This window comes from Agrobacterium sp. DKPNP3 (genome assembly GCF_052686535.1).
This window is the reverse complement of sequence record NZ_JBQYSN010000040.1, coordinates 1-22,128: the sequence shown is the minus strand read 5'-3', so window position 1 is coordinate 22,128 and position 22,128 is coordinate 1. Positions and strand designations below refer to the sequence as shown.

Annotated in this window: 20 protein-coding genes and 1 pseudogene; 14 read left to right on the top strand and 7 right to left on the bottom strand. The window is 58.0% G+C overall.

Annotation, left to right across the window (positions count from 1 at the left end):
• Positions 1–133: 133 nt before the first annotated feature.
• The 5 genes from ACUTJJ_RS12915 to ACUTJJ_RS12895 form a co-directional block, all read right to left on the bottom strand.
• Positions 134–712 (bottom strand): PIN domain-containing protein, encoded by a 579-nt coding sequence (locus ACUTJJ_RS12915; protein ID WP_209090438.1) that lies wholly within the window; start codon positions 710–712, stop codon positions 134–136.
• A complete protein-coding gene (locus ACUTJJ_RS12910; protein ID WP_080830429.1) occupies positions 702–1,148 on the bottom strand; it encodes an excisionase in 447 nt (148 codons plus the stop codon). The genes ACUTJJ_RS12915 and ACUTJJ_RS12910 overlap by 11 nt, the downstream gene beginning before the upstream one ends.
• 145 nt (positions 1,149–1,293) lie before the next feature.
• Positions 1,294–1,725: a type II toxin-antitoxin system VapC family toxin gene (locus ACUTJJ_RS12905; RefSeq protein ID WP_445542422.1), complete on the bottom strand. Its 432-nt coding sequence runs from the start codon at positions 1,723–1,725 to the stop codon at positions 1,294–1,296.
• On the bottom strand, positions 1,725–2,024 hold the full coding sequence (locus ACUTJJ_RS12900; protein ID WP_082055481.1) for a hypothetical protein: 300 nt from the start codon (positions 2,022–2,024) through the stop codon (positions 1,725–1,727). The genes ACUTJJ_RS12905 and ACUTJJ_RS12900 overlap by 1 nt, the downstream gene beginning before the upstream one ends.
• A 145-nt stretch (positions 2,025–2,169) precedes the next feature.
• Positions 2,170–3,183: a LacI family DNA-binding transcriptional regulator gene (locus ACUTJJ_RS12895; RefSeq protein ID WP_445542421.1), complete on the bottom strand. Its 1,014-nt coding sequence runs from the start codon at positions 3,181–3,183 to the stop codon at positions 2,170–2,172.
• A 199-nt stretch (positions 3,184–3,382) separates the two neighbouring features.
• Between ACUTJJ_RS12895 and ACUTJJ_RS12890 the strand changes: the two genes are divergently transcribed.
• The 12 genes from ACUTJJ_RS12890 (at position 3,383) to ACUTJJ_RS12835 (ending at position 19,370) form a co-directional block, all read left to right on the top strand.
• A complete protein-coding gene (locus tag ACUTJJ_RS12890) occupies positions 3,383–5,311 on the top strand; it encodes an ABC transporter substrate-binding protein (protein ID WP_445542420.1) in 1,929 nt (642 codons plus the stop codon).
• Between the two features lie 104 nt (positions 5,312–5,415).
• On the top strand, positions 5,416–7,530 hold the full coding sequence (locus tag ACUTJJ_RS12885; RefSeq protein WP_445542419.1) for a family 10 glycosylhydrolase: 2,115 nt from the start codon (positions 5,416–5,418) through the stop codon (positions 7,528–7,530).
• A gap of 28 nt (positions 7,531–7,558) precedes the next feature.
• Positions 7,559–8,545 carry an ABC transporter permease gene (locus ACUTJJ_RS12880; RefSeq protein ID WP_173616190.1) on the top strand — a complete coding sequence of 329 codons (987 nt, stop codon included), beginning with the start codon at positions 7,559–7,561 and terminating at the stop codon, positions 8,543–8,545.
• 10 nt (positions 8,546–8,555) lie between these two features.
• Positions 8,556–9,731 carry an ABC transporter permease gene (locus ACUTJJ_RS12875; RefSeq protein ID WP_044459313.1) on the top strand — a complete coding sequence of 392 codons (1,176 nt, stop codon included), beginning with the start codon at positions 8,556–8,558 and terminating at the stop codon, positions 9,729–9,731.
• Between the two features lie 11 nt (positions 9,732–9,742).
• Positions 9,743–11,455 carry an ABC transporter ATP-binding protein gene (locus tag ACUTJJ_RS12870; protein WP_445542418.1) on the top strand — a complete coding sequence of 571 codons (1,713 nt, stop codon included), beginning with the start codon at positions 9,743–9,745 and terminating at the stop codon, positions 11,453–11,455.
• Between the two features lie 11 nt (positions 11,456–11,466).
• A complete protein-coding gene (gene otnI / locus ACUTJJ_RS12865) occupies positions 11,467–12,252 on the top strand; it encodes a 2-oxo-tetronate isomerase (RefSeq protein WP_209090424.1) in 786 nt (261 codons plus the stop codon).
• A 3-nt stretch (positions 12,253–12,255) separates the two neighbouring features.
• Entirely contained in the window at positions 12,256–13,107 is an 852-nt protein-coding gene (locus tag ACUTJJ_RS12860; RefSeq protein WP_209090422.1) for a 2-hydroxy-3-oxopropionate reductase, read from the top strand.
• A gap of 349 nt (positions 13,108–13,456) precedes the next feature.
• Complete coding sequence (locus tag ACUTJJ_RS12855) at positions 13,457–13,741, top strand: YMGG-like glycine zipper-containing protein (protein WP_445542417.1); 285 nt, start codon at positions 13,457–13,459, stop codon at positions 13,739–13,741.
• Between the two features lie 204 nt (positions 13,742–13,945).
• Positions 13,946–14,620, top strand: a complete 675-nt coding sequence (locus tag ACUTJJ_RS12850) for a response regulator (protein ID WP_209090418.1) — start codon at positions 13,946–13,948, stop codon at positions 14,618–14,620.
• A gap of 1 nt (position 14,621) precedes the next feature.
• On the top strand, positions 14,622–15,971 hold the full coding sequence (locus ACUTJJ_RS12845) for a sensor histidine kinase (RefSeq protein WP_445542416.1): 1,350 nt from the start codon (positions 14,622–14,624) through the stop codon (positions 15,969–15,971).
• Positions 15,972–16,218: 247 nt separating this feature from the next.
• Positions 16,219–17,412 (top strand): efflux RND transporter periplasmic adaptor subunit, encoded by a 1,194-nt coding sequence (locus tag ACUTJJ_RS12840; RefSeq protein WP_209090415.1) that lies wholly within the window; start codon positions 16,219–16,221, stop codon positions 17,410–17,412.
• A gap of 8 nt (positions 17,413–17,420) precedes the next feature.
• Positions 17,421–19,370, top strand: coding sequence for a MacB family efflux pump subunit (locus ACUTJJ_RS12835; RefSeq protein ID WP_209090414.1), 1,950 nt, complete (start codon positions 17,421–17,423; stop codon positions 19,368–19,370).
• A gap of 84 nt (positions 19,371–19,454) precedes the next feature.
• Here the strand turns inward: ACUTJJ_RS12835 and ACUTJJ_RS12830 are convergent.
• Positions 19,455–20,075 (bottom strand): annotated as a pseudogene (locus ACUTJJ_RS12830) (extracellular solute-binding protein); the annotation flags it as partial.
• A gap of 43 nt (positions 20,076–20,118) precedes the next feature.
• Complete coding sequence (locus ACUTJJ_RS12825) at positions 20,119–21,117, bottom strand: LacI family DNA-binding transcriptional regulator (protein WP_209090413.1); 999 nt, start codon at positions 21,115–21,117, stop codon at positions 20,119–20,121.
• A gap of 177 nt (positions 21,118–21,294) precedes the next feature.
• On the opposite strand from ACUTJJ_RS12825, the gene ACUTJJ_RS12820 reads away from it, so the two are divergent.
• A complete protein-coding gene (locus ACUTJJ_RS12820; RefSeq protein WP_445542415.1) occupies positions 21,295–21,657 on the top strand; it encodes a transposase in 363 nt (120 codons plus the stop codon).
• 125 nt (positions 21,658–21,782) lie between these two features.
• Positions 21,783–22,128: DDE-type integrase/transposase/recombinase (locus tag ACUTJJ_RS12815; protein ID WP_445542430.1), on the top strand; the 346-nt coding region annotated here is incomplete at its 3' end.

Genomic DNA, 22,128 nt, shown 5'->3' with positions numbered 1-22,128 from the left:
TCTCGGGGCCTCAGGCCGAGGGCGTGCGGAATTAGTGGTAGACGGTTAAGAATCCGTAAAGTCTATAAGGACCACCCGACAACCCAAAGAAGTCGTCGGGCGGTCTCGTCAATTTTTCAAGGATTGCGCGGGCTCACTTCAATCCGGTTATGTTGCAGCGAAGCATCCCTGAAAACTTCTTCAACCCGCCTTGATGAAGCGCGTCGACGAACGCCTCAACCGATGGGATCGACTTTCGCAGATTATGCCTCGCACTTTTGACACTGGAGATTAGCGCTTCCGGAAACGCCGCATGGAGATCGGTGAGGAAATCATCTGGTGACTTGCTCGTCACACCATGGGCGAGAAGGTTGCTTGCGGGGAAGTCCTTCAGGTTCCAGGTGACGATGACGGAGGCTTTGCCTGCGATGGCTGCCGCGAGGACGTGTCGATCATCGGGATCCGGTAGCGTGAGTTCGTGAATCAACGGGCGATAGTCAGCCACGACGGCTTCTGGGAGGACCGCGTTCATCCGGTCGCGCGTGGCTCTCAAACGGTCGATGGACAAACCTGGTGTGTTGGCGGCGAGATTGCGCATCCACTCATCATGTATATCGTCGGTCCAGCACGCCTCGACAAGACCGTCGAAGGCGCACTGGATCAGAATGTTGCGGAGGTGGAAGGGGTAGAGGACGCAGGCATCGTAGACCGCGACGGGCGGATTAGAGGCCATAGGTCTCGATCAGGTCCTCTGTGTCCTCGGCAAGTGCTTCCATTGCCATCTGTCGTTTGTCGAGCTTCGACTTCAACGCGAGCACATCCTTCAGGAGGGCGCGGCGGTGTTTGCCGACGTAGCGGAATGGCAGATCGCCACGGTCCATGCGCAAGACGACGAGCGGACGAGAAATGCCGAGAATGGCTGAAGCGTCACTTGGGCTCACTTCCTGGTCCTCGGCCAGCACTGCAACGCGCTCCCCGCGCAGCATATGCGCCAGAAGGGCTTCGACAGCTGCGGCGGCCGAGGGTGGGATCGGGAGCGTGCGCGCCTTGCCACCTGCATCACGAACGTGGAGTTCCAGCCTGTCACCGGCAACCAGCTTTGGCAACGGCATTGCTGTTTTTCGATCGCGATCTGACAGTCTGGCGAAATGAACAATCTGGCTGGCCATGCGATATCTCCTTAGCAGCCAATATAGCGAGAGAGACCTCTATCTGCAATAACTGAAAGTGTGGATGGGTTGCGATGGCGGTGATGGGGCGGTTCTTCGGAACGCTGGTTCGATTCCGATCAAGAGCTTAACTCTAGCAAACGTTTCAGATAGCGCTTGTACGAAGGGGGTTGATGATCTCAATCCCCTGGAAATCTCGCAGATTGTCGGTGACAACAACACAGTTATTCGATTGAGCGATTGCAGCCACGATCGTGTCCAACGCACTACGCGGGCGGCCCGTTGCCCTTCCTTGCGCCATCATCTCTCCCCACACGAGAGCTGCCTTCTCGTCGAATGGAAGAATGCGACCAGCGAAGAGTGACTGGGGGCCCTCTTTGCCTCGAAACCAGGTTTCGAGCGCAGCTCGCTTCTTCCCCGCCGGCTTCTCGAGTATTCCACGGTGTATCTCGGCGATAGTGAGTGATGCGATGAACAAATCATCGTCCACTTGTTCAGCCATCCACGTCAACAAAGACGCTGAAGGCTCTGATTTCGTAATATTGCTTAGAATGTTGGTGTCGAGCAAATAGCGCATTAAAAATCTATCTCGCGACCTTCTTCGCGTGATCGGGCTGTATCTAGCTCTGCACCAACCAGTGGCGATCGGCGGAGTGCCGCGAGAATCCCACCCTTTTTCGGCGGCTCTCCGGCGAGAGTTTCACTAACGAAGGCGCGCAGATTGGCCGCCTCTGGGCCATCTTCGGCCAGTCGGCGGGCAAGCGATCTAATTAAGCTGCGATCACTCTCACGCCCGAGAACCTCAAAACGAGCGAGACCGCGGTCGCCTAGGCGGCTTCGATAATTCTGAATTGCGCGTGTCTGCGAGCTAGCCATGGTACCCTCCGGATATTTCCAGTAATATAGCCAGATGCTGAGGTGTCTGCAAGCCGCCCAAGGAACGGTCGTGGGGTAATTGACGATCTTATTTGGTCAGAATAACTGGGTCTTCGGTGCGTGACCCTTCAAGGGTGGGTTGTTTTCATCGCTCGAAGGGAGTCAACCATTTCGAATGTCTAGGGGCAGGCCCCGATGAGCGTCGCTCGATAAAGGTCGAGGCGATAAGGATGCGTTTTGCGACGACCGGCTGCCCTCTTGTTTCAATGCGTTCCAACAATAGCCGCATCGCTGTAGCACCCATCTCCACCCCTTGCACTCTGATGGTCGTCAGGGGAGGAGATATTTGGGTCGCGGCGGAAAAATCACCGAATCCGACAACGGACATGTCGTCTGGTATACGGTAGCCACGTGCTAGTAGCTCGGAAACAGCGGTCAGCGCCAGCCCATCGTGAGCGCAGAACAGGGCTGTGGGTGCGATTCCGGCAGTGTGAAGAGTTTGCAGCGCTGGGATAAAGCCACCATCTTCGTCAAAGCGCAGGACATGCAGTCTTGCATCGGCATGTTGCTCTAAACTTTCGCGCAGACCGTGATATCGCTCCATACGACCGCGATAGCCTTCCTGCCCCTGCACGAAAGCGATGTCGCGATGCCCGAGTCCAAACAAATAATCGCCGACCGCTATCCCTGCCTCGTGGTCCGTGCCGCCGACATGATCGGCCTGTTCAAGTGGAAACACCCACCCCAGTCGAACAGAAGGCAAACCCGACGCTTTTACAATGTCCAGCGTCTTTTGTTCGTGCGGTCCAACAAGAATGACGCCAGCACTATCTTTCACCATCGCCTCGACCCTGTCGGCGTCATGCGTCCACTGCAACCGTACGGCTTGACCCAGTCGATGCGCCTCCTTCTGCATGCCGTCCTGCAGCATCGTCCGCAACTCATAGCTCACGCTATCGACCTGATCGTGAAAGATCAGAGTGATTTCGCGTTGCTCGTCGTTGGGCTTCGGGCGCTGGTAGCCTAGCATCATGGCAGCGTCCTCGACGCGTTTGCGCGTCGCATCACTGACCCCTGCTTTTCCTGAAAGTGAACATGAGACGGCAAATTTTGACAGGCCGGTGTGATTGGCGATGTCCTGCAATGTTACTTTGCGCATAACGCATCCTCCCGCCGTGGAGCTACGTACCGAAATAAACTCAACATAACGCTTTACCTAACAAATTACATAATACAAGCTAAACAAATACGAGCATGCAAGCTATCTTTTTCTGGCGTGGCATCCGTCCGAAAAATCGCGGGATCGATCCTGAGGAGGAGAGATAATTCCGCGATGCGTGACTGGAGGAGGAAAACAAATGCAAGGATTAAATCGCCGCGCGTTTCTCGCTGCGAGCACCGCTGCCGTCATACTACCCGCTTTGCCAGCGTTCGCGCAGACCACGGCCGTCAAAGACCCCGCCATGCTGGATGCCTTGGTCGGGGAGGGTAAGCTGCCCGCCGTTGTGGACCGCCTGCCGCTCAATCCGCTTGTCATCACGCCGCTTGACCGCGTCGGAACACATGGTGGTGACTGGAACAGCGCGATCGTCGGTGGTGGGTCCCTGTCGATGTTGTTTCGATATCAGGCTTACGAGCCGCTGTTGCGATATAAGCCCGACTGGTCGGGTGTGGTACCGAATGTCGCAGAGCACTACGAAAGCAATGCCGACGCCACGGAGTTCACCTTCAGATTGCGCAAGGGCATGAAGTGGTCTGACGGTCAGCCGTTCACTACCGAGGACATCATGTTCTGGTACGAGGACATATTCAATTACGAGGGCCTTAACGACATCGGCCAGAACCATCTGCGTGCGGGCGGAAAAAAGGCCCGCTTCGAGGCGTTGGACGATGTGACGTTCAAGGTGATTTTCGCCGCGCCCAACGGTCTCTTCCCTTTGCGGCTGGCATGGGCGAACGACGATCAGACCACCCGTGCACCGAAACACTACCTCAAGCAGTTCCACATCAAGTACAACCCAGATGCTGAACAGGAAGCCAAGGCCAAGGGCGCGTCTGGCTGGATTCAATTGTTTCAGCGCGAAGCGGGCCTCGTCGTGGACAACGAATTCTTCCAGAACTCCCAACGTCCCGTAATCCACGCCTGGAAGATGGCGGTTGCGCCAGGACAGAGCACCGACCGTGCGATCGCCGAGCGCAACCCGTTCTACTGGAAGGTCGACACCGAGGGAAATCAACTGCCCTACATTGATCGCATCGTCTACCAGATGGTCGCCGATGCACAGGTATTGTTGTTGAAGGCGATGCAGGGCGAAATCGATCTGATGGATCAGTATATCGCCACGCCGGCAAACCGGGCAGTGCTTTACGACTCCCAGGACCAGGGCCAGTTTGGCTTATATACGCTGACCTCGACCGAAACCAATGAGATGGTTTTCCAGCTTAATCTCAATCATCCTGACGAAGCCAAACGCAAGCTTTACGGCAACAGAGATTTCAGGGCTGCGCTGTCGATGGCGCTGGACAGGCAGGCGATTATCGACACTGTTTTCATCGGACAGGGAACGATCTCCCAACCGGCCGTGCGGGCGGAGGATCCTCTCTATAACGAACGTCTGGCCACGCAATTCACCCAATACGACCCCGACGCGGCCAACGCCCTGCTCGACAAGATACTTCCCACCAAGGATGGTGAGGGTTTCCGGCAGGATGAAAACGGCAAGCGTGTGACGGTCATATTCGAGATCGACCAGGCTCGAACCACATTCCTTGACATTTTCCAGCTGGCGCTACCGATGTTTCACGCGGTGGGTGTGGACGTGCAGATGCGAAGCATGGACCGTTCGCTTTGGGAGGTGCGCGTGCGTCAGGGCATCGACTATGACGCCACTGCACACCGCTTCGGCGGCAATGGCGGCATCGCGGCCATTCTCGATCCGCGCTATTTCATTCCCAACACGACCGAGGCGCTCTACGCCAAGGGGTGGCAATTGTGGTACCGCGATCCTGCTTCCAAGGGTGCGGTCGAGCCGCCTCAGCCGGTCAAGGACGCGTTGGCGCGGTATGACCGCGTGCTGGGCTCGCCGGACCCGGACGTGCAGCGCAAGCTGATGTCCGAAATACTGGAGATCGCGGCCGAACAGTTTTACGTCTTCGGCGTTTGCCTGCCCAGCGACAGTTACGGCGTGGTGAAGAACAACATGCAGAACGTTCCAAAATCCATGCCGAATTCGTGGGGATATCCCACACCCGGGCCAGCCAACCCGGAAACCTTTTTCAAGGCCTGATTCCACCGTTCCATCCCGGTATCAACCGAACCCGGATGGAAACATTGAACCTTTTCAATCGCCCCTGAAGGGCGTGATGGCATCCTATTGTAATTGGAGAACACATGTTGCATCAACCAAACGCCATTTCCGGAGCTGCCGTTCGTTCTCCAGACTGGTTTAAATCCGCCACTCGTTGGACCCAATTGACCTTTGCAGAAGACGACCCGGCGAAATATGATCCCGAATTCTGGGTCGACGTCTTCAAGCGCACCAAGTCGAATGCAGTCTGCCTTTCTGCTGGCGGCTATATCGCCTACTACCCAAGCGAAATCCCTCTGCACTATGTGTCCAGCTTTATTGGCGATACCGATCCGTTCGGCACGATCGTGGAAGGGGCGCGCAAATTGGGGATGCACGTCATGGCACGAGTCGACCCGCATGCGATCCACGCGGATGCAGCACGGGCCCATCCCGAATGGGTGGCCATCAATCAGGACGGAAGTCCGCGTGAGCACTGGGCATTTCCCGGTATCTACGTCACCGATGCGCTGGGAAGTTATAACCGCGACTTCACAACCGACGTCATTCGCGAAGTCGTAACCAAATATGACGTCGATGCCGTGTTCGCCAACCGCTGGCAGGGTCATGGCGTGTCCTACAGCGACGAGAATCGCATACGATTCAGGCAGGAAACTGGTTTTGATTTGCCGATGAGACCGGATGCGACGGATCCGGCATGGCAGGCGTGGGCGGCGTGGCGCAGACGCATACTCACCGAGCTTGTGGTCTACTGGGACGAGACGGTCAAATCCATCCGTCCCCATGCCAGCTTCATTCCAAATATGAGCGGTTCGTCACTGATGGAATTCGACCTTTCGCTCATCCAGAAACATTGCCCGATCCTGTTCGTGGACCACCAGGCGCGACAAGGTGTGGAGGTTGGCTGGTCTGCTGGACGGAACGGCAAACGCATTCGTGGAACGTTCCGGGACAGACCCGTTGGCCTCATCACCTCCATCGGACCAGAGGAAGAGTACCGATGGAAGGATTCCGTCCAGAGCGGTGAGGAAATCAAGCTCTGGATTCACGACGGCATTGCGCAGGGCCTTTTCCCATGGTTCACCAAATTCAATGCCTGCGTTCCTGACAATCGCTGGGTGCAGCCCGTTGCAGAAGCCTTTAATCTTCATGCGGACATTGAGCCGTATCTGGAGGGCATGCAGCCAACTGCCGAAATCGCGATCATTGATCCATCCACGACGTTGCGGCACTGGGCACCGGAGCAACGTCATATCGCCGAACATAATGATCTCGGCTTTTATCATGCGCTGGTGGAAGCGCGCATTCCGTTTGAATTTCTATCCGATCAGGTCATGACCCCGGATGCGCTTGATCGCTTCAAGCTCATTATTCTGGCCAATGCGACCTATCTTTCCGACGAACAATGCGCGGCCATCGAACAATATGTACAGCGCGGCGGGTCGGTCGTTGCCGCGCATGAAACCTCGCTCTGTAATGAAGTCGGCGAGCGGCGCGATAATTTCGGACTATCAAATGTCTTCGGTGCCTCGCTGGCATCTGTGCCACGTGGCCCGGTCAAGAACACCTATGTTGCACTGTCCGATCCGCACCCCGTGAACGAGGGCTACGAGGGCGCCGCACGCATTATCGGCGGCACACACCTTATTGCCGTCGATGCCAATCCGGACGTTGAAACGCCGTTCCTTTACGTCCCTGATTTTCCGGATCTGCCCATGGAGGAGGTCTACCCACGCGAAGCCCCGAACGGCGCTGCGGTGATTGTGCGTGATACCGGCCATGGAGGTCGTGTGGTCTACATTCCATGGAACATTGGCGAGGTTTTCTGGAACGTGCTTGCACCCGATCATGGCAAGCTGATCTCGAACGCCGTGAACTGGGCCCTTGGCAAAGACCATCGTGTGACGGTCGAAGGGAAGGGTATCATAGACATCTCCGTTTACGAAAACGAGGACTCGATGGCGATCTTCCTCGTCAACCTTACCAACCCGATGATGATGAAAGGTCCTTTGCGGGAGGTCTATGCTATCGGTGAGCAGACGCTATCGATCAAGCTGCCGAAGGGTCGCTCGTCTGCCACGGTGAAACTGCTTGTGAAAAACGAGGAAACGTTCTGCAAGATCGTTGGCAACCGTGCGGAAATCACCGTGCCCTCCATCCGGGACCTCGAGACGGTTCATCTGACCTGGCATTCATAAGCCGGATAGCGTGTAGTGGGAGGAACCCATGCTGACATATGTGGCGAAGCGCGTTCTTTACATGATACCGACCCTGTTCGGCATGTCCTTGATCGCATTCATGATCATTCAATTGCCACCAGGCGATTATCTGACCTCGCTTCTCTCCACCATGGCCGATGGTGGGCAGAATCTGGACGAGGCGACGATTACGCGCCTGCGCGCGCAATACGGTCTCGATCAACCTGTCTATGTCCAGTATTTCGTGTGGATCAGCGGAATATTGACCCGGGGCGATTTCGGATACTCCTTCGAGTGGAACCAGCCGGTCTCGACCCTGATCTGGGACCGGATGGGATCGACGCTGTTGATCTCGCTGGCGAGTCTTTTACTTGTTTGGGCAATATCCCTCCCGATAGGGATCTATTCCGCGGTCAGACGCCATTCCTTCGGCGACCACGCCTTTACGCTTCTCGGCTTTATCGGGCTGGCCGTTCCGAATTTCATCATGGCGCTGACCTTGATGTATGCGAGCTACCGGTTTTTGGGACAAAGCGTTGGCGGCATATTTTCTCCCGCTTTCGTTGATGCGCCCTGGAGCATCGCAAAATTCAACGACATGCTCAGCCATATGTGGATACCTGTGATCGTCATCGCCATGTCAGGCACTGCCGCCATGATCAGAATTCTGCGGGCAAATCTGTCGGATGAATTGAGCAAGCCCTATGTCGTCACGGCGCGGGCCAAGGGTTTGCCTGAGCGCAAGGTCATTGTGAAATACCCCGTCCGCATCGCGCTCAACCCTTTCGTCAGCTCGATCGGCTGGGTGCTGCCGGATCTCGTTTCCGGCGTTACCATCACCGCCATCGTGCTGAACCTTCCAACGGCGGGACCGCTTCTGCTGCGGGCGCTGGTCGGTCAGGACATGTATCTGGCTGGAAGTTTCATTCTCTTAATGGGCGTGCTGACACTGGTGGGCATGCTGATTTCAGACATATTGCTGGCGGTGCTCGACCCCCGCATCCGGTTCAATTGAAGGGGTGGCCATGTCGATCAACCAGAACCCCACCATCGCGCTGGAAACCGGCCCCGCCATCAGCCCTCTGAAGTCCGGGCGCAAGGTAGTAAGCCTCGAGGCTGCAGGGCAATGGACGCTCATTCGCCAGCGCTTCTTCCGCCACAAGGTCGCAGCATTTGCTGCGGGCATCATTCTGTTGCTCTATTTCATCGGTGCCTTTGCCGAGTTCCTTGCACCGGGCCTGCCGAACACCTCGCGCCCGCAATATACCTTTGCGCCGCCGCAAAGCATCGCTTTATTTGCGCCGGCTGCCGATGGCGGTTCCCGCTTTCTGCCGCACGTGAAGGGCTACAAGATCGAGATCGAGCCCAAAGCCCTCCGCCGCAGCTTCGTAGTCGACGACACGAAAATCATTCCTATCGGATTCTTCGTCAAAGGGGCGCCTTACAAGCTGTGGGGCATCATCCCGATGGAAAGGCATCTGGTCGGGCCGCTTGACGCCCGCGATCCGATGTATCTGTTGGGTTCGGACCGGCTCGGACGAGACCTCATGAGCCGCCTGATTTATGGAACCCGCGTCTCCATGTCCATCGGCCTTGTCGGCGTTGCCATTTCGCTGACGCTCGGCGTCGTGATGGGTGCGGTTTCTGGTTACTACGGCGGCTGGGTCGATACCCTCATCCAGCGTATCATCGAGATTGTGAGCGCCATGCCGACCATTCCGCTCTGGTTGGGGCTGGCCGCTGCCATTCCCCTAAGCTGGTCACCGCTTTCGGTTTATTTTGTCGTAACTCTGATTGTTTCCCTTCTGAGCTGGACGGGTTTGGCACGCGAGGTGCGGGGACGATTCTTCGCGCTGCGCGGCGATGACTTCGTGACGGCTGCCCGGCTGGACGGTGCAGGGGAAAGGCGGATCATATTCCGCCACATCCTTCCATCACTTACCAGCCACATTCTGGCGGTGGTGACACTTGCCATTCCGACCATGATCGTCGCTGAAACTTCGCTGTCGTTTCTTGGGGTCGGTCTGAAACCACCGGTCGTCAGCTGGGGTGTGCTGTTGCAGGATGCCCAGAACGTGCGGACAGTTGCCACGGCGCCATGGTTGCTGATCTGGCCGAGCCTTGCAGTGGTCCTGGCGGTTCTGTCCTTCAATTTCTTTGGCGATGGCCTGCGCGATGCAGCCGACCCTTACGATAGCTGAAAGGAAGTGAGATGACGAAGCACGAAACCTTGCTGGCGGTCAAAGACCTGTCCATCGATTTCCATCTCAGAACCCATGTGCTCCATGCCGTTCGCAATGTCAGTTTCAACCTTGAACGCGGAAAGACGCTTGCGCTGGTAGGGGAAAGCGGTTCAGGCAAATCAGTGACCGCCCGCGCCCTGATGCGGATCATCGACAAGCCCGGACAGATGACAGGCGGCCAGATCGTTCTCGATGGGCCCAAGGGACCAGTCGATATCGCGAAATTTGCCGTAAGCAGTCGCGAGGTTCTGGCCATTCGCGGTGGACGGATCGGCCTGATTTTTCAGGAACCGATGAGTTCGCTGTCGCCGGTCCACACCATCGGCTCACAGATCATCGAAGCCGTGCGTTTGCATCGCCGCGTGTCGAAGAGACAGGCTCGGGAGCGATGTATCGAACTGCTGCGCCAGGTGGAGATACCGCAGCCGGAAGTGATGGCCGACAGATACACCTTCGAGTTTTCCGGCGGAATGCGCCAGCGAGCGATGATTGCCATGGCGCTGGCCTGCGACCCGGAAGTTCTGATCGCCGATGAGCCGACGACGGCGCTGGATGTGACGACGCAGGCCGAAATCCTCGATCTCATCAAGCGGCTGCAGGTGGAGCGCGGCATGGCGATGCTCCTCATCACCCACGACATGGGCATCGTTGCCGAAGTAGCGGACGAGGTCGCCGTCATGCGTTTTGGCAAGATCGTCGAAAAAGGGCCGGTGGACGAGATTTTCCACGCCAGTCAGCATCCCTACACACGGCAACTTCTGGAAGCGACGGTCAAGCTCGAGAGCGGCGCAGCAACGCGCACGCTGCCGGCGTCGCTGACGGCCAACGTGGCTCCGATCCTGTCAGTGCGCAATCTTTCCAAAGTCTACGGCGCGCCGTCCGGACTGTTTTCGCGCGGCGGTGGTCGTGGGCTGGTGGCGGTGGACGATGCAAGTCTTGACCTATTTGCCGGCGAAAATCTCGGCATTGTCGGCGAAAGCGGATCGGGCAAAACCACACTAGGGCGAATGATACTGCGGATCGTTGAGCCGAGCTCCGGCAAAATTGCGTATCGCGGACGCCCGGATGCTGCCCCGATGGACGTCACCACACTAAGCAAAGTGGATTTGCGCCGCTACCACCAGGATGTGCGTTTTATCTTTCAGGACCCATTTGCGTCGCTCAACCCCCGTATGACGGTAAAGCAGATCATCGGAGATCCTCTTGTCATCGCCGGTGGCATGCCCGGCAAAGCGGTGGAGACCCGCGTTGCCGAACTTTTGCAAAAGGTCGGGCTCGATCCCTTGGCGATGGAAAGATACCCGCATGCCTTTTCCGGTGGCCAACGCCAGCGGATCGGGATTGCAAGAGCGCTCGCCGTCAACCCGAAGGTCATCGTCGCCGATGAGGCGACTTCGGCTCTCGACGTGTCGATCCGAAGCCAGATCCTCGACTTGCTGCTCGACATTCAAAAGCAGCTCAATCTCAGCTTCATCTTCATTTCGCACGATATCTCGGTGGTGCGCTATTTCTGCGACCGCGTCGCCGTCATGCACAAAGGCAAGATCGTCGAGATCGGAGATGCGGAAACCATCTGCACCACGCCCTCGCAGCCCTATACCAAGCGACTGATCTCTTCTGTTCCGAACCCCGACCCCCGCAACAAGCGCATGCTGCACCGCCTGCGCGCAGACCAAGTTTGAGGTCATTCCCGATGCCGAAATTCGCCGCCAATCTGTCCATGCTTTATACCGAACATCCGTTCATGGAACGGTTTGCCGCTGCCGCTGCCGATGGTTTTGCGGCAGTCGAATATGTCAGCCCCTACGAGGAGGCGGCGGAGACGATTGCAGCGGAGCTCAGGAGGTGCAATCTGACGCAGGCCCTGTTCAACCTGCCGCCCGGCAACTGGGCCGCAGGCGAGCGCGGCGTTGCCTGCCTGCCGGACAGGGTCTCCGAATTTGAGACGTCCGTGGAAACGGCGATCCGCTATGCAAAAATTCTGGGATGCCGAAAGATCAATTGTCTGGCCGGTATTCAACCGCCCGGCGTCGATCCGCAGATTCTGGAAGACACGCTCGTCGGCAATCTCGGGCACGCCGCGCGACGTCTGGCGGATGCCGGAATTGCCCTTGTCTTCGAGCCCATCAACACCCGCGACATACCCGGATATTTCGTCACCAACACCGATCAGGCCGAACGGATCATGGACCGTGTCGGGCATTCCAACCTGCTGATACAGTATGACTTCTACCACATGCAGATCATGCAGGGCGATCTCGTCACGACCTTCGAGCGCCTGCAGGACAGAATCGGCCACGTTCAGATCGCCGATAATCCCGGACGTCATGAGCCGGGGACGGGCGAGATCAACCACGATTTCATCTTCAAGCGCCTGGATGAACTTGGTTACGAAGGATGGGTCGGCTGCGAATATCGACCGGCGTCGACCACCAGCGCAGGTCTTGGCTGGTTGAAAGCATATCAACAGGAGGATTGAGCCATGAAAATAGGATTTATCGGACTGGGCGTCATGGGCCGCCCGATGGCGCAGCATCTGATCGATGCCGGACATGAGCTTTATCTTCACCGGGTCAAACCCGTGTCGAACCACCTCCTGGAAAGCGGTGCGAGGGCCTGCGGTTCAGCTACAGAAGTGGCGCGCAGCGCCGAAATCGTGATTTTGATGCTGCCGGACACGCCCGATGTGGAAGCAGTTTTGTTTGGTGATGATGGCGTCGCGCACGGCCTTGATGCGGGAAAGCTCGTCATCGACATGAGCTCGATTTCACCGATTGCGACGAAGGATTTTGCCGCCCGTATCGAGGCGCTGGGATGCGATTATCTCGACGCGCCGGTGTCGGGCGGTGAAGTTGGCGCCAAAGCGGCGTCGCTGACCATCATGGTCGGCGGTAAACCGGATATTTTCGAGCGCGCAAGGCCGCTGTTTGAGAAGATGGGCAAGAACATCACCTTGATCGGAGACGTGGGAAACGGGCAGGTTGCAAAGGTCGCCAACCAGATTGTTGTCGCCCTGAATATTCAGGCCGTTTCGGAAGCCCTTCGCTTTTCGAATAAAGCCGGAGCGGACCCTTCCATCGTGCGCAAGGCGTTGATGGGTGGCTTTGCCGCGTCCCGCGTACTGGAGGTTCACGGCGAAAGGATGATCAACGAAACATTCGAGCCCGGCTTTCGCATAAGTTTGCATCACAAGGACATATCGCTCGCGCTTGAGTCGGCGCGTCTGCTGGAGCTTATGCTGCCCAACACCGCGATGGTTCAACAGTTGATGAATGGCGCGCTGGAAAAAGGCCTGGGCGACAAAGACCACTCGGCGTTGATCAAAGCCTTGTAGTTCGAACGAGACCTCCTGATTGACGGTCGTCAATCCAGGGTAAAGCGCGCAAATCAGTAGATTAGTCCCTCGGTCAGGCCGCAAGAACGTTGGCGAGGGACTGCATATCGTCTTTCGGCCCTCGTCCTGAAACGTAGTGAAGAACAGTGACAGTCCAGGGCCCATGAATGGGCGGCGGTCACCCCTGAGAGTGGGTGATCGCCAAGACGCGCGGCCGACAGGGATTTGCTCTTTCGAAAGGTGTCGATGGCGCCGGTTCTGCGTAACTTCCCCGTAATTTTCGGCGGTCATACGTCTCTGCCTCAACGGTCGATGGATGGCCGCAGTGGCGGTGAACGAAAGGACAGACATGAAAAAGATCATTTCGGGCGTACTTGTTTGCGTGGCACTGACCGCCTGCAGCCAGACGGAAAAGGGCGCCGGCATTGGGGCGGCAAGCGGCGCCATCATTGGTGGGTTGGCAAGCGGTACTTGGGAAGGCGCCGCAGTGGGAGCCGCCGCAGGCGGCGCGGGTGGCGCTGTGATAGGCAACATCAGCGAACGGAACGACAGGAGCCGCCGCGACCGCTGGGAACGTCGGGATCACCGCGACTACAGCTGCAGATACCGGGATTATTACGGTCGCTGCCGCTAAAGATTGCAGCCGGCTGCCGCCCGTTAAAGGCGAGAGTGATGCCGAGGAACTCCGGCTCTTCTCCCTTAGCGTCCACACCAGGTTTTTGACATCCGGTAATCTGACGGTCAGGACGTCACGAACGTGGAGTTTATCTCGACCACCGGCCGTCGTTTTGCTGTAGAAATATCGGAACGATAGTCCGACTTGACTGAGTAGGCGCCTATGAAACTTCTACTTATCGAAGACGATCCAGAAATGACGGATGCCTTGAGGGTGGCCCTCTCGCAGCATGGCATTGTCCTTGATGCCGTTGGGGATCTGGCAACGGCGCGCGAAGCAATCGCCATGGCGGACTACGATATCGTCCTTATCGACCGGCAACTGCCTGATGGTGATGGCAGTACCTTCCTTGCGGATTTGCGTGGCGCAGGTTCAAACACGCGATCGATCATCATCTCGGCTCTGAGGTCCACCGACGAGCGAATATCCGGGCTGAATGACGGCGCTGATGATTATTTACCGAAGCCCTTCGAAATCCCCGAACTGGTCGCGAGAATGAGCGCTGTGCTGAGGAGGGCTCCGACAACGGGATCGTCCCTCCTGGCTGCCGGCAACGTTACCTACAATCGTGTGTCATGCGATGTACATGTCGATGGCGTCCGGCTTGCGCTCACCCGCAGGGAACTGCTGATCATCGAGACGCTTCTGAGAAACCGTGGTCGGACCGTGTTGCGCTCGTCCCTTGAGGGTCAGGTCTATTCCTTTGACGATGAGATCCAGTCGAACTCACTGGAATCCAACATGTCGCGGCTGCGCCGAAAGCTTGGCGAAGCGGAGGCCAACATCGTTATCAAAAACATTCGAGGCATAGGCTATTATCTTCATGAGCAGCAATAGGATGACCAGCACCTCCCTTCGCTGGCGTTTCACTTTCGGTTTTATTGTCCTGCAGCTCTGTGCGGTCATCGCCTCGCTCAGTCTGGTTTTCTATCTCCTTTCCGGCCTCAAGCCCGATGTGGCGATCACGTCCATCTGGCTGTCTCAGGAAATCGCAGATTCAGTCCGTCTCGAGCCGAATGGCCGAGCAAGTCTGATGCCGACGGCTGAACTTAGAGAGATTATGGAAGACTCGCCTAACCTTTGGTTCGTGGCAGACCTGGGCAAAGATATCGTTTTGGCACATGGCGTGCCTCCCGGGAAAATTGCCGATAACATGCCATTCTTGCGGACGTTCAGAAGTGTCGAACTTCATGGCGATCTGGATGATCCGTTGAGTGTGGGCCGCATGGAGCGTTTCGACACCCAGGCCGGTGAGGCGACGATCTTTGCTGGCGGTGTTCCGATGTCTCAATATGGTGTGACCGTGCTGCTGGGGAACCTTGCCATCGGTATTCCGGCGCTGATCCTCGTCGCCATTTCGCTCATTGGCGCTCCGTTTGTCACACGCTGGGCTTTGCGATCCTTCAGCGACCTGACCACGCGTCTCGACAGGATCGATCTCGACACACGTGGCGCCTTGGTGGAAGAGCGGGGTTTGCCCAATGAAGTGCTTCGCCTGGTGCGCGACATCAACAGGGCGCTGCGTCGTCTCGATAGCGGCTTCGAGGCGACGGAGCGCTTCTTCGTCAACGCGGCGCATGAACTTCGAACGCCGATCGCTGTCCTGCAGGTGAGGATTGATACGCTTTCACCAAGTTCTGACAAGACCCACCTGCAGACGGCCATCAAGCGACTGACAGCGATCGCGAACCAGCTTCTCGACACCGAGAAGTACCGACAGAAGCCCCAGCAGAACGCACCTGTCGATCTCAACAGCGTTGTGTCGAAGGTGGTTGCCGATCTTGCTCCCCTGGCGATCTCTGAAGGCTACGAGATTTCGTTCGACAGCGATGCGGAAGATCTGTTCGTTCCGGGTGATGCCGAAGCTTTGGAGCGTGCATTCGTCAATCTGGTCCGTAATGCAGTCCAGTACGGAGGCGGAAGAGGACAGATATCAGTGAGCATTGAGGCTGACGGTAGCGTGATGGTCGCCGATCAGGGTTGCGGAATTTCCGGCGATAAGCAATCGCGCATATTCGAACCGTTTTACCGGGTCAGCCCTCACGGCTCAGGCGCGGGCCTCGGTCTCAGCATGGTCAATGAGATCGTGACCCGTCACGGCGGCTACGTTGAGCTTTCGTCCGCTCCAGGCAAGGGCAGCACATTTGCCGTGCGCTGGCGCGAGAAGCGCATTTCCCAGCGTCGGTAGCGGCCGGTGCCTGCGCTAAGGGGTCAGGGCATCCGTATCCGTCGGCGTTGGCTGGGCACGGCCGCGATCGCCTGATATGTGGCGGGCAATCTCTGGCACGCCACCCATACTGCAAACACGCTTTGCCGATCGGTTGATTTTACGGTGCATGCCAAACGGAGCAGCCGCGACGACGGCTCCCCGTAATTTTCAGGTAACTCTCGTGACAGAGAAAGCCCGCAAATTTCATAGCATGGGCCACGACTAAATGACACGAAACATCACCCGCAAGCGTCTCATCCTGTCGGCGGTAACCCTTGTCGGTTTGCTGGGCGTCTGGCTTCTGTTTCTGCGTTCGCCGGCGAAGCCTGAACTGGTGACGGCGCAGGCGCGAACGGGTGACATTGAAGAGGTGGTGCTGGCGACCGGGGTTCTCGAACCGCTCGAGCTGGTGCGGGTCGGCGCCCAGGCGTCGGGACGCATTGAGCATCTTGCTGTCAAGATCGGTGACATCGTCGAGGCGGGCCAATTGGTGGCCGAGATCGATTCCCAGACCCGGCGCAACACCTTGCGGGACCGCGAGGCCGCTTTGGCCAACATCCGCGCCGTTCACGCCGCGCGCCGCGCCGGTCTGGTGAAAGCCGAGAAGGATTTCGAGCGTGAGCGTGACCTGCTGGCAGGTGGTTCCACGCCGCGCGCCCAGTATGACGCCGCGGTTGCGACGCGAGACAGCGCGCGGGCTGAGGTTCAATCGCTGGACGCCCAGGTCGCCCAAGCGCAGGTCGCGCTGGAGTCTGCGGGTATAGAACTGGACTATACGCGTATCACTGCTCCAATCGCGGGCACTGTGGTCGCGATCGTCACTGACGAGGGTCAAACCGTGAATGCCCTGCAGACTGCGCCGACCATCGTCATGATCGCGCGATTGGACACAATGACGGTACGCGCGGACATTTCCGAGGCTGACGTCGTGCGTGTGCGACGAGGCCTGCCGGTCTGGTTCAGCATTCTTGGCGATCCGAAGCGCCGGTTCGATGGGGAGTTGCGACAGGTGGAACCGGCCCCGGCTTCCATCGCCAACGAGAGCAACGCCGCTGCGAGCCGGATTGGCTCAACCAACGGTGCGGTCTATTACACCGGGCTGATCGACGTGGCGAATGCGGACGGGGTCCTGCGGCCCTCCATGACGGCGCAGGTGTCCATCGTCTTGAGCCGCGTCAGCGGCGCCGTGCTGGTTCCGCTCAGTGCAGTGGAAGGGGCGCCCCGGGCCGGCGATACGGCGCGTGTGCGCATACTGGACGCGATGGGCGAGGTCCAGATCCGGCAGGTCCAGGTCGGCATCGATAACGGCGCGAACATCCAAATCCTTGGCGGTCTTCAGGCCGGCGAGACCATCGTCCTGGGAGCATCCACCGACGAACGCACGGATGGCCAGGCTCAACTGGCCGCGGCGAAGCGGTAGGGCGCGCTATGACGGAACCACTGATCCGCGTACGTGGGGTATCCCGCGCTTTCCCCGCAGGCGACGAGATGGTACGGGTGCTGAAAGACGTTGATCTCGACATCGAGGCCGGCGAGATGATGGCCATTATAGGTGCGTCTGGCTCCGGCAAGTCGACGCTGATGAACATCCTTGGCTGCCTCGATCGTCCGACGGACGGCAGCTACTGGATCGAAGGGCGCGAGACCTCGAGGATGTCCGTGGACGAACTGGCCGCGCTACGCCGTGAGCGTTTTGGTTTCATCTTCCAGCGTTATCATCTGCTTGGCGATCTCAGCGCGGCCAGCAACGTCGAGGTGCCGGCCATCTATGCCGGACGCAGCCGATCCGACCGGCACAAGCGAGCGATCTACTTGTTGACCCGGCTGGGGCTCGCCGAGCGGACGGGCAATATCCCGGGCAAGCTTTCGGGCGGCCAGCAGCAGCGGGTGTCGATCGCCCGCGCGCTGATGAATGGCGGCGAGATAATTCTGGCCGACGAACCGACCGGAGCGCTGGATACGCACAGTGGCGCCGAAGTCATGAAGATCCTGCGCGAGCTTCACGCCGAAGGGCACACCATCATTCTCGTCACTCACGACAAGAAGATCGCCGAGCATGCGGATCGGGTTGTCGAGATCAGCGACGGTGTTATCATTTCCGACGAGCGCAATGTATCCAAATCCGCCGCGACGGCGCGTCCCATCCGCGAGCACGCGCCGGGCGCTGGCTGGCGTGGTGCGATTGACCGGATGACTGAGGCCTTTCGTATGGCGGGCGCAGCAATATGGGCGCACAAGATGCGCTCGCTTCTGACCATGCTCGGCATCATCATCGGTATCGCCTCGGTGGCGGCTATCTCGGCACTGGGAGCCGGCTCGCAGCAACAAATCCTCAGCAGTATCAGTTCGCTCGGCACCAACACGATCGAGGTGCGGGCGGGTAAAGGCTTCGGCGATCTGGAAGCGGGCAAGATACGGACGCTGGTTCCCGCCGATGCAGAAGCGCTGGTGAACCAGCCCTATGTCGACAGCGTGACACCAACCGTAACGACGAGCGTAACTGTCAAGCGCGCCGCCGTGGCCGTCAATGCGTCAGTCACCGGCGTTGGCGCCGACTTTTTCCGTGTACGGGGCCTTGAGCTGGCGCATGGACAACTGTTCGACGCCCAGGACGTTACCGCCTACAGCCAGAATGTGGTGATCGATGCAAACGCTGCGCGAGACCTGTTTCCAGACCGGGTAAACCCGGTGGGGCAGGTCATCCTTCTGGGCACAATGCCGGCGAGGGTCACAGGCGTGACGAAACAGGAAAACTCCTCCGGCCCGGCGGTTGATACGTTGACCGTTTATGCGCCCTACACAACCGTCATGGGCCGCATGCTGGGTCGTCCGAACGTCGTCGGCATTACGGTCCGTATCAGGGACGATGTCGACCCGGGCAATGTCGAGGCCGCAGTTTCGCGCCTTATCGAGCGGCGGCATGGCGCCAAAGACTTCTTCCTCACCAACTCGGCGACCATTCGCGAGACTATCGAGACCACCACGCAAACCCTGACATTGCTGATTTCGTCAGTCGCCGTGATCTCGCTGATCGTCGGCGGCATCGGCGTGATGAATATCATGCTGGTGTCCGTGACCGAGCGCACCAAGGAGATCGGCGTTCGTGTGGCCGTTGGCGCGCGCCGCAGCGATATCCTCTCCCAGTTTCTGATCGAGGCCGTCTTGGTCTGCCTTGTCGGCGGCTTCATGGGAGTGATGCTCGCCCTCGGGATCAGCGCTCTATTCAATTTGCTGAGCCCCGACTTCAAAATGATCTTCTCTTCGGGCTCTATCATTGTGGCCTTTGCCTGCTCCACCCTGATCGGAATTGTCTTCGGCTTCCTTCCTGCCCGCAACGCGGCAAAGCTGGACCCAATAGAAGCCTTGGCACGCGAATGATGGCTGGAAAGCATGCGTGATGGCGCCGTGACGAATAGCAGTGGCCATTGCCGTTTGGAATTCCAATTGGGTCCGCCGCTCTGACGGGCCATAGGCATAGGTGATCCACTCGGTCTTGATGCCGTAGCCGCGGAACGCGTCGATCGGCCATTTGACGCCCTCAAGCTTGGAAAGCTTTTCGAGGTAGCCTTCAAACTCCTCGCGGGTCCAGGCGTCATCGACGGATTTGGGAATACGGGCGCCGATAGCCTCGAGATATTTTTTGTTGCCGTAGAGTACGACGGAAGAGTCCGTCAGGCCGACGGCGTAGAGCTGCTTGTCGATCGGGTAGGTACTCTGTGCAATGTTCGATTCCGTCATGTCATCGAGCAGATCCTGATCGATCAGCGGCTTAATCGGCTGCAAATAGCCAGACCATGCGTAATTGGCGAGGAATGGCGCATCCAGCTCCATGATATCGGGTAACTGTTTGGCCATCACGGCGGCGCTGAATTTTTCGTTGTAGGCGTCATGCGGAGCATAGATAAGTTCGATATCGACGTCTGGATTGGCCTGTTCGAAACGTTTTGCAACGTCACCATAGGCTTTGACCCAGCCCGGGTCGCCCTGATGCATCACATGGATCACGGTCTTCGCTTCAGCAAAGGTCGCAATTGCAAAAACGGTCGCGCCGACAAAAAAAGTGGAAAGTAAACGATTACCCAATGTTGTATGCATTATAGTCTCCTCCTTGATATAACTCAGAATTTCAGACAGATGCGCGTTCTACGAGGTGAAAAGGCAACTCACGCAGATGTGGGGGGGCAGGTTGCTCGGCGAGAAGAATTTCGATCGCCAGACGCCCCATCTCACGGTGCGGCAAAGCCATCGTCGTCAATGGCGGATCAAGCCGCGACGCGAGTTCCGCCTGGTTATCGAAACTGGCGACCGCGATGTCATCAGGAATGCGCAGTTGCGCGCGGCCGAGCGCGGCGTAGACCTCCATCGCCACACGATCGTTGCCACAGAGGATCGCATCCGGACGCACGCCGGAGCGTGCAAAATCCTCGATATGCGTGGAAACGAGACTCGGGACATCGTCGCCGTAGATGGCACCACTGACGGCCGGAAAAACGCCGAAAGGGGCAATGCCGGCTTCGTCATGGACGGCGCGAAATCCCTTTTCGCGCAATGCGCCAGCCAGAATTCCGGGAAGATTGATGAAAGCAATGCGCCGACGGCCAGCGGCGAGCAGGTGTCTGACGATCTCCCGCGCGGCACGCGCTTCATCCGGCACCAGCGATGTGACGCGCCCCGCAGCCTCACGGCAGTTGATCATCACTCGAACCGCGCGCGCTAGCTTTGCGGGGAGGGCGATCTGCTTATGGTACATGGCCGCGTAAGCCACCGCACGCGGCCGAAATTGCAGCACCTCATCGAGCACCGATCCCAACATCTGCCCGCTGCTATGATTGATGGTAAAGACGGCCATGCTGGCATTGCGCGCCGCACCATCAAGGCCAACAACGATTTCCGTTGCGAAAGGAGAGGTGATCAGGCCATCGGAGACAACGCCGATCAAAGGAAGCCAGCCCTGCCTCACCCCGCGAGCGGCAAGATTGGTGACATAGCCCAGTTCCTCGGCAATCGATTTTATCTTCTGCCGCGTATCATCCGACATGCGAGCGGAGCCACCATGCAAAGCGCCTGACACCGTCTTCACGGAGACGCCGGCACGCTGCGCAATATCAGAAAGCGAAACTGTCACGAGTTCACCGCCTCCCACGGGTTATCGATTACCCAGTTATGCGAGGTATCGGAGAAAAGTCAAGTGGGGTGTTGGTTTCCACGCAGAACTGAGCCAATTATGGAGTGAACCCCTCGGGCTGGACCACGGCACACGGAAAAACTGATACACTCTGCGGGCCTAAATCGGAGAAGGCTCATGAAGTCCCGAGGTCCATGTCGTCGGCATTCCACGCCGTTCAAGTTGCAGCTTTGCCAGGATATCCGCAACGGCGTCATCGGACGCCGTGATGCACAGCGGACATACGGCGTTTCGGCCAACCTCATCCAGTTGTGGCTAACGCAGTTCGATCGCGGCGAACTGAACGATGAGGAGGCTGAGGCGAGCGTTATCGCCGAGTACGAGGCCCACATTGCGGCGCTGGAACGAAAGGTCGGCCAACTCACCATGGAACTGGACCTGGTTAAAAAAACTCCGCGTCAGCCGACCGCCGGCGACAGCGGGAGCTCCTCCATCATCACCGGTCCCCGGCCTGCTCTGTCAGACGGGGGTGCAAAATGATCGATCTTCCAAGAAGCACTTACTATTACCGATCAACGGCAAAAGCTTTAAATCTCGGCGACAGCGAACTCGTTGCAATCATCGAGGACATCCAGGACGAACTGCCTTGTTAAGGATATCGACGCATAACACACGAGCTTCAGCGACGAGGCCATCTGGTCAACCACAAGCGTGTCGCTCGGATCATGCGAGCCAATGGCCTCGGGATTAAGCCCCGCAAGCGGTATGTTCGCACGACCGACAGCAACCACGATTCACCGATCTACCCGAACCTATATCGTAATGTGATCCCGGCGCGGCCCGATATGGTCTGGGTGGCCGACTTCACGTATATCCGCATCACCGTTGGCTTCTGCTACCTTGCTGTCATTCTCGACGCCTGCAGTCGCAAGGTTGTGGGTTACGCGCTGTCGAGACGACTGGATACACCGCTGGCATTGGCAGCGTTGCATTCGGCCATTGATAACAGAA